This is a genomic window from Limosilactobacillus alvi, assembly GCF_016900115.1.
Lineage (GTDB): Bacteria > Bacillota > Bacilli > Lactobacillales > Lactobacillaceae > Limosilactobacillus > Limosilactobacillus alvi.
The window spans coordinates 20,164-32,761 of the sequence record NZ_JACJJQ010000005.1; the positions used below are offsets into that span (position 1 = coordinate 20,164).

The 12,598-nt window shown below is 40.4% G+C and carries 10 protein-coding genes; 3 read left to right on the forward strand and 7 right to left on the reverse strand.

The features are described 5' to 3' along the window. Window positions 1-113: 113 nt before the first annotated feature. Complete coding sequence (locus H5993_RS01680; protein ID WP_180871050.1) at window positions 114-1,052, reverse strand: LacI family DNA-binding transcriptional regulator; 939 nt, start codon at window positions 1,050-1,052, stop codon at window positions 114-116. A 471-nt stretch (window positions 1,053-1,523) separates the two neighbouring features. Here H5993_RS01680 and H5993_RS01685 point away from each other — a divergent pair, with 471 nt between their 5' ends. Next, window positions 1,524-3,497, forward strand: a complete 1,974-nt coding sequence (locus H5993_RS01685) for a LysM peptidoglycan-binding domain-containing protein (protein WP_204775985.1) — start codon at window positions 1,524-1,526, stop codon at window positions 3,495-3,497. A gap of 79 nt (window positions 3,498-3,576) precedes the next feature. Continuing rightward, complete coding sequence (locus tag H5993_RS01690; RefSeq protein WP_180871053.1) at window positions 3,577-3,882, forward strand: ArsR/SmtB family transcription factor; 306 nt, start codon at window positions 3,577-3,579, stop codon at window positions 3,880-3,882. Window positions 3,883-4,027: 145 nt separating this feature from the next. Here the strand turns inward: H5993_RS01690 and H5993_RS01695 are convergent, their stop codons facing one another. The 6 genes from H5993_RS01695 to H5993_RS01720 form a co-directional block, all read right to left on the reverse strand. Continuing rightward, a complete protein-coding gene (locus H5993_RS01695; protein ID WP_180871055.1) occupies window positions 4,028-4,489 on the reverse strand; it encodes an arginine repressor in 462 nt (153 codons plus the stop codon). Between the two features lie 107 nt (window positions 4,490-4,596). Next, a complete protein-coding gene (locus H5993_RS01700; RefSeq protein WP_180871057.1) occupies window positions 4,597-6,570 on the reverse strand; it encodes an ABC transporter ATP-binding protein/permease in 1,974 nt (657 codons plus the stop codon). Window positions 6,571-6,745: 175 nt separating this feature from the next. Next, window positions 6,746-7,420 carry an ABC transporter ATP-binding protein gene (locus tag H5993_RS01705; RefSeq protein WP_204775986.1) on the reverse strand — a complete coding sequence of 225 codons (675 nt, stop codon included), beginning with the start codon at window positions 7,418-7,420 and terminating at the stop codon, window positions 6,746-6,748. Between the two features lie 10 nt (window positions 7,421-7,430). Then, the gene (locus H5993_RS01710) at window positions 7,431-8,480 is read right to left on the reverse strand and encodes an ABC transporter permease (protein WP_204775987.1); all 1,050 of its coding nucleotides are present in this window, start codon (window positions 8,478-8,480) and stop codon (window positions 7,431-7,433) included. 1 nt (window position 8,481) lies between these two features. Then, window positions 8,482-9,000 carry a TetR/AcrR family transcriptional regulator gene (locus tag H5993_RS01715; protein WP_204775988.1) on the reverse strand — a complete coding sequence of 173 codons (519 nt, stop codon included), beginning with the start codon at window positions 8,998-9,000 and terminating at the stop codon, window positions 8,482-8,484. Between the two features lie 144 nt (window positions 9,001-9,144). Then, entirely contained in the window at window positions 9,145-10,155 is a 1,011-nt protein-coding gene (locus H5993_RS01720; RefSeq protein ID WP_204775989.1) for a zinc-dependent alcohol dehydrogenase family protein, read from the reverse strand. A 382-nt stretch (window positions 10,156-10,537) separates the two neighbouring features. Between H5993_RS01720 and H5993_RS01725 the strand changes: the two genes are divergently transcribed. After that, window positions 10,538-12,121, forward strand: a complete 1,584-nt coding sequence (locus H5993_RS01725) for an Nramp family divalent metal transporter (RefSeq protein ID WP_204775990.1) — start codon at window positions 10,538-10,540, stop codon at window positions 12,119-12,121. Window positions 12,122-12,598 lie beyond the last annotated feature (477 nt).

Genomic DNA, 12,598 nt, shown 5'->3' on the forward strand with positions numbered 1-12,598 from the left:
ATACCCACTTAGTTATTACCTTGACCATAATTTCTAAGGAGCATTCAGAGATGAAGGGGAGGGTGAGGAGAAACTCAAGTTTCTCCTCACCCTCCCTTTATTTTCATATCTAACTATTTTTTAAAAATCACTGGCAACTCCTTTGATGGCAAAGGTTTAGATGGATCCGTAATCCTTTTTAATAAAGTATCGATTAACTCTTCGGCTAAATCATCAACCGGCCGCACCACCGTTGGCAATTCCGGAGCAATCTTTTGGACGAGGCGCGAGCCATTGTATCCAGTCACAATGAAGTCTTTACCAAAAACTTTACCAGCTTGCTCGGCAAGACTCTTAATTTGTAAGGCAAATTCATCATCTGGTGCTAAAACCCCGTCAAAATCTCCTGGAAAAACATCTTCAATTTGAATTTCGTTTACGTCTAGCGGGGTGTATTCAAAATCGTGTTCATTCATATAATCAACCACCCCTTGTACCCGATTAATCGTTGGCGAAGACGAGGTATCTTCATCAATTAAGACTGCCAGATTCTGACATCCCCAATTAACTAGATAGTCAGCCGCCAACCGCCCACCGGTATAGCTGTCTGAAGTAACAATTGGAATTCCATCAGCTAAATAACGGTCAAAAGAAACAATTGGAGCATCAACTTGCTTATATTCTTCAATTCCCAGGTTATGAGAACCAGAAATAATCCCATCAACTTGGTTAGCCATCAGCATGCCCAAGTATTCATGTTCAATCTGCTCATTTTCGGCAGCGGAAGCAATAATCGTTTTATACCCCTTTGCGAATAATCGTGACTCAAGATCGTTAACTAATTCTGCATAAAAGGGATTCGTTAAGTTTGGAAAAATCAAACCAATAAAGTTCGATGGCTTCCCCTGCATCGCTCGGGCTAATGCATTTGGCTGGTAATTTAATTCCCGCATTGCTTGATGAACCTTATAGATTGTCTTCTTACTTAAGGAACCATAATTATTAATCACTCGGGAAACTGTTGTAACTGATACCCCAGCTAGCTCAGCTACATCTTTTAACTTCGCTACCATCTTCACTACTCCACTTACAAAAATTATTAAGGAAACCTGTTAACAACCCGATGTTTGCGTTGTCATTTCCAACTAATCATCAGTATACCAATCTCAAAACTTCATTGCTAGAGCAATCATTAAAAACCAGGTAAGATAACCAATCCTTTAGGGACTAGAATGAAATTTGAGTTTTTTTGGATCTCACCTAAACCACCAAAAAATTGGCTAAAAACTCGGATAACTACTTAGATTGGTTAAATTTAGCCAACAATTTTTATTGTTATTAAATATTTCCTTTCTTTTAATTTACAATTAATAGCATCTTGTCATTTTCGTAAAAAAGACTATTAAAATTCGTTGATTTTCTTAAAAAATCATGCTAGTTTGAAAGTGTTATATCCTTATGATTTTCTTAAACTTTTAAAAGACATATTAATTTTTTAAATGATCATTATTAAGCAAGAATTTATTCAGAGGGGACCCTATAATATGAAGAACACTCAATATGAAACTACTAATCTGCACTATAAAATGTATAAGAGGGGTCGCAAATGGGTATTTGCCAGCGTTTGCGCTTTAACCTTATTAACAGCAACGGGAGCTGTTGCCCATGCTGATGACCAAACTGCTAATCCAGATAGTGCAGTCCAAACAACTAGTGCTAACGGAAGTGACAATAGTAACACTACGAGTTCAGCTTCGAGTGCAAGTCAAAGTACTTCGGCTAGCAGTGCGGCTACTTCAAGCGCCGTTTCAGCTACTTCATCAGCAACTAGTGCCAGCTCGCAAGTAAGTGAAAGTAGTGCTGCAACTAACGAAACAACAACCCTAAATTTAGCTGCCGTTGCTGATTCTAAAGTTGCTACTAACACTAACGTGGCTGAATCAAAAGTAGCCACTTCATCAGCCGCCGCTTCTTCATCAACGGCTCCTACCTCAGCTAGTGTTGATCTGAATTCAATCACTTTTTCAACTAACGCAAAAAGTCAAGCCTTTATTGAAAGTGTCGCTCAAGGAGCAATTAATGGTTGGCAGACATACAAGGTATTACCTTCAATTACAGTTGCCCAAGCCATCCTTGAAAGTGGCTGGGGGAACTCTTATCTTTCAACCGCTGCTCACAACTTATTTGGGATCAAGGGAAGTTACAACGGTAATTCAATTCGTTTGCAAACACGCGAAGTCTACAATGGAAGAAGTGTTTATGTATACGATAATTTCCGCTCCTACGCTAACAATGATGAATCAGTCGAAGACCACGGGGCTTTCTTAAACGAAAATAGTCGTTACAGTAACTTGTTAGGAGACACTAGCTATATAAGTGTTGCCAACAAGCTTCGCGCTGATGGTTATGCCACTGATCCTAATTATGCAAGTTCTTTAATTAAGTTAATCCAAACTTATGGCCTTGATCGCTTAGACACAATTGCGCTTTCTGGTACTACTGCCGTTAATACTAAGAACGACAGTACCAGTAATGGAACTTCTTACAATACTAGTGACCAAGGAACTGGAACTTCAACCTCAACCGGGGGAACTAACTACTACACCGTAAAATCTGGCGATACTCTTTCTGGGATTGCAAGCAACCACCGTACCACGGTTCAAACTTTAACCCAACTGAATCATCTTGCTAATCCAAACTTAATTTATGTTGGTCAACGGTTATTGGTCCGCCAAGCCAGTGCTTCTACGAATACTTCCACTAGCCAAACTAGTCAAACAACTACTAGTTCAACTAGTGCGACTACTTATACGGTTAAGTCTGGCGATACCCTCTCCGGAATCGCTAACCAATTCAGTACGACTGCCTCAGCCTTAACGAAACTAAACCAACTTGCTAATCCAAACTTAATTTATGTTGGTCAAGTCCTTAAAGTTAAGTCAAGCGCTACCACGACTACGACCAACACGAATTCAACTTCAAGTAGTCAAAGTGCGACTACTTACACGGTTAAGTCCGGCGATACCTTATTAAGCATTGCTACAAGCCACCACACAACTTACGAAAAATTAGCAACTTTAAACAATTTAACTAACCCTAACTTAATCTACGTTGGACAAACCTTAAAGCTTGCTAATAGTTCTTCAGCTACTCAAACTAGTACTACTAAGACGACGACAAGTTCTGCTCAGGGTACTTACACTGTCAAAAACGGTGATACCCTCTCCGGAATTGCTAGTTCCCACGGTACTACTTATGAAGCCTTAGCAAGTGCAAATGGTATTTCAAACCCTAACATGATCTATGTTGGTCAAACCTTAAAGCTTAGTGGTACAACAACTTCAAATGTTACTACCCAAACTAATAACACTACTACTGCTAGTTCTTATACCGTTAATAGCGGTGACACCCTTTATGCCATTGCTACTAGGTTCGGAATTAATTGGCAACAATTAGCTTCTCAAAATAATATTAGCCAGCCTTATACAATTTACGTTGGTCAAAAACTCTCACTCTAAGGTAAAACAAAAAAATGAAGTAGCTTCCCTCGTGTAGCCACTTCATTTTTTAACAAATTTCTTTAAAGGGGGTAATCCCATGGTGAATTATCAATCACTTCGCCAAGAAGAGCTCCAACGAGTTAGTTCCCTATTTAAAGTTCTCGGTCACCCCAAACGATTACAATTACTATATTTACTAATGCAAAGTCGCATGACTGTTTCAGAAATCAGCGCTTCATTAGAATGGGAACAATCCGCCGTTTCTCATCAATTAAAATTACTAAAACAAAAAAATCTGGTATCAGCAAGCCGACATGGCAAAAACATGGTTTATCAATTAACTAGTCCCCAAATCATGTCCCTAATTGCGGATGCCGTTGAAAATTCTAATTTAGGACGATAATAAAGAAAGAGAGGCCAGGAAGAAACGCACGTTTCTTCCTGGCCTCCTTTGCATCTCCGAAGGTTACTCAGTAACTAAGGTCAAAGCAGTAGCTAAATGGCCGTTGCTTCCCTGACGGTCGCACCAGCCCATTTCTTTCGTTTTGCTAATGTTCCATATACTTCTGCACTAATTGATTAATCTTTTTTGCCTCTTCTGGAGTCTGGCTAATTGTAATGAAAGTATCATTCCCCGCTAGAGTCCCTGTAACTTCAGGCATCTGGCTGTCGTCAAATAGTCCAGCTAAAATAGTGGCGTAATTTGAGTTTGGGGTTGTCTTAATGACATTAATAAATTGAACCGTAGTAATCGATTCAACCGTATTTTTTATCATCTCATACATCCGCTGATTAATCTTCGGCCCCGCATTTTCGACGCGAATATAATAGGAATGTCCATTTTCATCGTTCACTTTTGCAACATTGAGTGCATGCAAATCCCGTGAAATCGTTGCTTGGGTCGCTTCTTCCCCTGCATCTTTTAACCGTTGTAATAATTCCTCTTGCGTACTAATTTTAAAATCCGTGATTAATTGTTTAATTAATTTTCGTCGATCTCTATTTCCCATATTTAGCACCCCTTTTTTACCGTTTCTATCTTAGCATATTTATTAATTTTACAAATCGTTCCTGCTTACTTTTTTCATCTTATCCTAACCCGTTTTAGCAAAAATAACTAGTCTTCCGCAAGGGCTTCAATCGGATTTAAATTCGCTGCTCGACGGGCTGGCAAAACTACGGCCAAAAAAGAGATAATGATCGCTGCTAAAAAGGCAAAAATTACGTTTCCAACGGTAATTTGGACGATTTGATATTTTATCAAATGTGCTAAAGAGACATTTAGTCCCCAAGCTACTAGCAACGAAATAACCAGGGCAAAAACTGCCCCAAAAAGCCCAATTAATAATGATTCAGCAGTAAAGAGGCGACGAATATCCTTCTTCCGTTCACCTAAAGCCCGCAAAATTCCGATTTCCTTTGTCCGCTCAGATACTGACATGTACATTGTCACAATAATCATCAAAGCAGAAACCAATAGCGAAATTCCAGCAATTGCAGCTAAGATGTTGGCAGCTAATTTAACATAGGTATTAACCCGCTTAAGAACTGAACCAATGGTAATTGCCCCAACAACTCGTTTGCCATTCGTCCGTAAGTTATTAATTTGGTTAGCAACATGACTTACTTGATCAAGTGACTTAACTTTAACTGCCAGTAAATTTGGTTCTGAAATTGCATTAGCCCGTTTTAAAGCTTGGCGAACAGTTGGCGCATTAATCACCGTCGCACTACTCGTTCCGTCAGTAATCCCAGCAACCTTTAAGTTAAGGTTGATTATCATTGGTTGTTTCTGAGCATTAACCCACTGAAATTCCATCTTTACAGTCTTACCGATAAACGATTTCATTGAATGGTTACCAAAAAGTTCAATTGCATCTTGTTTTTTGAGGACTAACTCTCCATTTTTTGGCATGTGTCCAGCCTTTAACAAGTCCTTTTTCTCAGCTAAGGACCAGGTTTGCATCATCGTACCACTTTGTTCTTTAGCTTGATTAGTTAACTGGTAAGCCGGAATAATGTAACCTTCTTCAACTCTTTTAACTCCCTTCAATTGCTCAATCCGATGAATATCACTTTCCTTAATCGTTGAGCCTTGAAGGTTAGCTGCGATATTTTGAATTGATGATTGCAACTGCTCATTAGTCATCTTTTTCCCTGTTTGATTCTTAAGCACCGATATCACTTCGGGATTAGCAACCTTGTTGATTTGATTTTGGAGATAACCATTGACCCCATTCCCAATTCCGCTAAAAAGGATCACCGCAAAAAGCCCAATTCCAACCCCAAGCATAATTAATGAATTTTGCCAGAAATTATACATCAGGTGTTTAAAAGCCGTCCGATAACTTGAAATTGCCGGTAAAGGCTGGGGCGTTAGCCTTTTCCCTTCTTGGACCGGGTAAGATGACCGTAGCTGTTCATCAGCTTCAATTTTTCCATCAGCTAACCGAACGATCCGCGTCCCGTGGTTAGCAACCTCGTTGGAGTGGGTAACGGCAATTACCAACTTTCCATCTTGGGCAATTCGGTCCAAGATTTCCAAGACTTCTTGGGTATTTTGCGCATCAAGGGCTCCCGTTGGTTCGTCAGCGATAATAATTTGCGGGTCGGCAGCTAGTGCCCGGGCAATCGCCACCCGTTGTTTTTGGCCCCCAGATAGCTGACGAGGGTGTTTTTTAATATGGTCACTAAGCCCCACTTCGGTTAGTAATTGAATTGCTCGTTGCTTTTTTTCGACCGGTCTTAAAGTGGTCATTTCTAGTGAAACCATCACGTTGTCTAACACCGTCAAATGGGGAATTAGATTATACGATTGGTAAATATAACCGACCATTGCCCGCCGGTATTCGTCTAATTGTTTTTCTTTTTGGTGATCTAAGATTTGGCCTTCAACTTTAACCATTCCTTCAAATTCGCGATCAAGTCCCCCAATAATATTCATGAGGGTCGTTTTTCCACCCCCGGATTCGCCGAGAATGGATACAAATTCACCTCGTTCAAGCTGTAAATCAATTCCTTTTAAAACCGGAAATTCCTCTTTTCCTAGGTAGTAAGACTTATGAATGTCGGCTAACTCTAATAATGCCATCTCGTCGCCTCCGCTTTTTAATGATAGTTAGCTCTCTAAATTATAGTTGATTTCCGACTTAAGAACCAGTTAGCGAATTTTACATAATTAACCAGAAAACGAGCTTGAAGCTGGGGATTCCCCCATCCTCAACCTCGTTGTATCTCCAAAGATTACTAACTATGATCAAACCCTATTATTTAACTTGGGTCAATTGACCATCTTCGATTTTAGTAATCCGATCGGCGAATGGCATTAACCGTTGATCGTGAGTCACCACTACTACTGCCTTTTGTCGCTTGGTTGCTAGGTCTTTAAATAACTGACCAACAGTTTTTACTCGTTCGCTGTCTAAGGCCGCAGTTGGTTCATCAGCTAAGATAATTGGTGGATTAGCATACAAGGCCCGAGCAATTGCTACCCGTTGATTTTGACCACCTGAAAGCTGATCCGGAAACTTATGAACAAGTTGGCTAATCCCCAGTTCTTCTAGTAAATGTTGGAGTTCCGCTTGTGAAAGATTTCCCTGTTTTTTTACTCGATCAACCAGTTCAAACTGCTGTTGAACGGTTAAGTAAGGTAATAGGTTGTAGGACTGTAAGACAAAGCCAATCTCTTCAAGCCGCATTCGGTCGCGCTCTTTATTTGATAATTTGGTTGTCTCTTTTCCATTAATCAGGACTTGTCCTTCACTAGGGGATTGTAAACCACCGGTGATTGTCAAAAAGGTACTCTTCCCTGAACCAGAAGGACCAATTATGAGATTTAATTCACCCGTTGATGCTTGGAAATCAACCTTTTTCAACGCTTGAACCCGGCCAACACCTTCACCGTAGAACTTACTGATTTGTTTTAATTCAATTACTGGCATTTAATCCCTCCTAATTTAATGCATCTAGTGGCTGAACACGTTGGATTAATTTCACTGGAATCACTGAACTTAATGTTCCAAGGATGACCATTACTAAAGTCAAACCAATCGCAAGTGGCCAATTAATCAGAAATGGCATCGCTTCTGGCAAAGTTAAACTTGTCAAAGCCGTTAAGATCAGGCTTAACACGCCCCCAACAGCCATTAATAGGATTGCTTGACTAACTGTCGCTCGGACTAACGTACCCGTTGAAATTCCTTGGGCCCGTAAAACTGCATAGTTTGGGAGTTTTTGCATCGTTAAAATATATAAGAAGACACCAATAATCGCCATTGAAATTACCATTAAGAAACCAATCATCGCTGCAAAGGTTTGATTTTGAGCGCTATAACCTGGTAATTTTTGGACATACTTAGCTTTGGTATAACTTTTTAGGTTGTCATGCTCATACTTGAATTGCCGGGTACTAAAAATTGCGCTAGCTCCGAATTGCCTCCCGCCTTTAAGTTGTTGCCAAACGCTTAATTGACTGTAGACAATTGGGGTCACATTTAAGGTACTTTGTTTAGCAAACCCTACAACCCGGTAAGTCTTGGCTTGACCACTAAACTTAATTTTTTGGTTTAAATGGTATCCCTTGTTCTTTAAAGAATCTGCCAAAACAACTTCGTTTGCTTTTTTCCACCAACGACCTTCACTCAAAGTAACCTTTTTGGCAATTGATTGATTTGCCTTCAACCCAATTAGTTGGGCACTTTGCTTATCCGCCCCATTTTTCTTGGTAATTACTAATGGACTTTGCCCAACTAATGAATCTCCAGCTTTTAATTTTGGGAGTTCATTTGCTGGAATCACTGATTGATTAAGATTGATATTGGCACCCTTATTTAAAATTACGGTTTGGGTTTGCCAACTATCAACTGCAGCTGTGTTTTCTTTTGCCAGACCTAACATTAGCCCCAGTAACATAAAGATTAGGTAAGCAATTAAGGTTACCATCGTAACAATTAGGCCATAGTGAACCTTTTCATGCTTCATTTCATTAAGCGCTAAAAACAAATTATTTCCCTCCTAATAACTTTTTCAATACCGTTTCTAAACGTTGGAGAATTGCTTCTTCATCCTCTTCATCAAGTAAACATTCCCGCACTGCTTGGTGGGTTAGCGTCATCACCGCCCATGTCTCAGCCTTAAACCGTGGTGGCATAACCGGCTGACTGTGCAAATAAGCCTCATTTACGGTATAGTGCAGAGTTATTAAATCCTTCAGTCCCTTAGCTTCCCCTTGTGTAATAAAACGGCACACTTGTTCTGTATATTCCGCTGGAGTTTTAGCTAACCGCCCCGTTAATTCATCTTCTGAATGAATTTGATTAAGAGCTTGCCGCCATAACCACCAATAAGCATCCTCTAAATCGCCAAAGTATTTATAAAAAGCGCCCCGGGCAATCTGTGCTTCCTTGACAATCCGAGCAACTTGAGCGTCTGGTAAGCCATAAGTACTAAATTCGTGGAGTAACGCAGCTTGAATCCGGTCCTTTTTTTCTGCTTTTAAGTTCTCAAATGTTTGACTAGGCATTTCCATCCCCCTTAGTGACATCGTGTCATTTTGACTAACTTTAACACTTGAAGTGACACAGTGTCAACTGTAGTTCAAAAAAAGATGAGTGCGATATTTCGCAACTCATCTTTTTTAAGATTTAGAGATTGATTTTTTAAGCGTTTAGGCTTCTTCGCCCCCGACCTTAACAATGGCCTTGGAGACCTTTCCTAACTTACCAGAAACAAATTTTTCAACCCCGTCTAAATCAAGTTCGTGGGAGAAAAGTGGTAGTGGGTCAACCTTGCCAGATGCCAATAAAGCAATTGAATCTTCGAAGGTGTAAGGATTAATGAAAGCCCCTTGAATTGTTAATTGCTTTTGGAAAACATCGTAAGTGTTAACTGAGAACTTATCGTCTGGGTTACCAACTCCAAACATCAAAACTTGAGCGCCCCGAGCAGCGGCTGCTAAAGCTTGTTCTTGAGTTGCCGGTAAACCAACAGCTTCAACCACAATGTCAAAACTGTCGGCCGGGATTTCTTCCTTAGTGGTGTTAATCGTCTTTACCCCAAAGTGTTCACGGTTGTTAGCAAGCTTTTCGTCAGACCGACCAGCCAAAGTAACTTCGTGAACTCCCCGCGCCTTTAAAATTTGGGCAAAAAGTTGACCTTCAAACCCATCACCAAGTACTAATGCGCTTTGGTATGGGTGAGTTTCTAAGAGATCAACCCCATGCATTGCACAAGAAATTGGTTCAATTACCGCTGCGGCCTTCAAGGAAACGTTATCTGGAATTGGGTAAACAACCTTAGCTGGGGCTGTGAAGTATTCTTCAAACCCACCATCACGGGTAACCCCTACGGCATCAAGGTGTTCACATAATTCTGGCCGTTGCGTCCGGCAGTACTTGCATTGACCACAATAAATGTTTGGGTCAACCGTTACTCGGTCACCAACCTTAACATTCGTAACTGCAGAACCAACTTTTGCAACCACCCCTGAATTTTCGTGTCCCAAAACAATCGGTGGCACAGCAGAAGCAGACCCTGGTAACCCAGCGTACAAAGCCTTATCCGTCCCACAAATCCCAGCAAAGGCAGTATGAACTAAGACTTCATCTGGCTTAACTTCAGGAACATCATATTCTTGAACTGCTAAATCCTTAATTTCTTGTAAAACAAGTGCTTTCATTTTTCTCTCCCTCTCTCAACTTGTGAAAAAAATCATTTGATGGTTATAAGTATACTCGTTTTGCTTCTTGTGTCAACCGCTTGTCATATTTTTTCTTGTCACTTCATTACTTGAAAAGACCTTTAAAATAAGCAATATCAAGTCTTTATACTAGTCTAGGTTTTTTTACTTTCCTTTATTCTAAATTTGTGATTTTATCATCATAGTTAACCTTAACTATCCTAACCTACTTTTATTTAGAAATTAGTTATTCGCTTCAAAACGCTTAAAAACGGCATTTTCTATTGCAAGATATTATTTTTTATGCTAACCTAACAAAGGTGTTCCTTGAAAGTTAATCTTATACTTAGGAATAATTTCAGAATAGAAAGGTGGATTTGGCGTGGATAACACAAAAAATCAAGGCCGGAAGCATAAGTTAATTGAACATGCCAACGGGAAATCCTTGGAAGAAATTAACGGAACAGTTGAAGTACCACACGGTAAAAGCTTCTGGCGAACCCTCTTTGCATACTCTGGACCAGGGGCTTTAGTTGCCGTTGGTTATATGGATCCTGGTAATTGGTCGACTTCGATTACTGGGGGGCAGAGTTTCCAATATACATTAATGACGACCATCCTGATTTCAAGTTTGATCGCGATGTTACTACAAAACATGGCAGCCAAACTTGGGATCGTTAGCCAAATGGACTTAGCTCAGGCCATTCGGGCGCGGACCGGGAAGGCGTTAGGAATTATCTTATGGATTATGACTGAGCTAGCAATTATGGCTACTGATATTGCCGAAGTTATTGGAGCCGCAATCGCCTTGAACTTATTGTTCCATATCTCATTAATTACTGCGGTCTTCATTACGGTCCTCGATGTCTTGGTACTCTTACTACTTACCAAGATTGGATTCAGAAAAATTGAGGCCTTAGTTGCTTGCCTAATTTTAGTAATTCTATTTGTCTTTGCTTATCAAGTTATCCTTTCAAAGCCTGACTGGGGTGCCGCTTTGGCTGGTTTAGTACCAACCCCGCATGCAATAGCTAGCAGTCCAGTAGTTGGCGGGATTTCACCATTAAGTGGTTCGTTAGGAATTATTGGAGCGACCGTTATGCCGCACAACCTCTACCTTCACTCCGCCATATCACAGACACGGAAACTAGACCACACTAAAATTGAAGATATTCGTCAAACCGTGCGATTTACAACTTGGGATTCTAATATTCAACTTTCCCTTGCCTTCATCGTTAACGCCTTGCTGTTAATTATGGGGGTTGCGGTCTTTAAGAACGGTGCGGTCAAAGACACTTCTTTCTTTGGTTTATATGAAGCCTTAAATAATACTTCAATGTTAAGCAATGGTATCTTGATCGCCGTTGCTAAGACTGGGGTGCTTTCGACACTCTTTGCGGTAGCACTGCTAGCTTCTGGACAAAATTCTACTATTACTGGTACTCTAACCGGGCAAGTAATCATGGAAGGTTTCGTCCACATGCGGATGCCCCTCTGGGCCCGGCGATTAGTAACTCGGTTACTCTCCGTGATTCCTGTTCTCCTTTGTGTTGGGATGACGGCCGGTGAAACCGAACTTCAGCAACATTATGCTATTAATATGCTTATGGAAAATTCCCAAGTTTTCTTGGCCTTCGCTCTCCCATTCTCTATGTTACCACTCTTAATGATGACCAATAGTGAAGTAGAAATGGGTGAATTCAAAAATGCTACTTGGACTAGGTGGCTTGGGTGGATCTCTGTAATTGGTTTAACCTTCTTAAATCTAATGAACCTCCCAAGTACGTTCGAAGGCTTTGGCATTTGGAAAAAAGGTACCGCTGATCTCCTCGCTTACCTAGCAATCATTATCATTATTGCCCTCTTAACTTGGACCGTGGTTGAACTTTACCGTGGGAACAAACGCTTTGCTAAAGAACATCAAGCTCATCCTTGGGAAGATAGTACTAAAGCCGCTACCGATTAATAATTTACTATCGAAGATAGGTTGGAATAACTTTAAATTCCCCAACTTTTATTTTCGGCTCTTCATCAACTGGTACTGATAGAATTTTTAAAACTAAATTGGTCTAATTTGAGAGAGGTTGGGAAAAAAGCTCCTTGACGGCCTTAGTTACTAAGTAACATTCGGAGATGCAAGAGAGGGTGGGAAGAAACGCTTGTTTTTTCCCACCCTCTTTCCTACGATTAGTAGTCAAGCGAAAAGTTATCGAAAATTAGCGTACACTAAACAAACCTGATCTAAATAAGAATTTAAAAATCAGGAAAAAGTGGTATATTAAAGAAGAGGGTTAACCCTCAACTAAGGGCCTTAAACCATGATACCGATAACGGTATCGATCATGGTGCTTGACAATGGCTAAGAGGCATTTTAGGGTCTTATCCATCCAAGCTACCATTGCGACCTTATTCAGTTTTGGATAAGGTCGTTTTTCTTTACCGG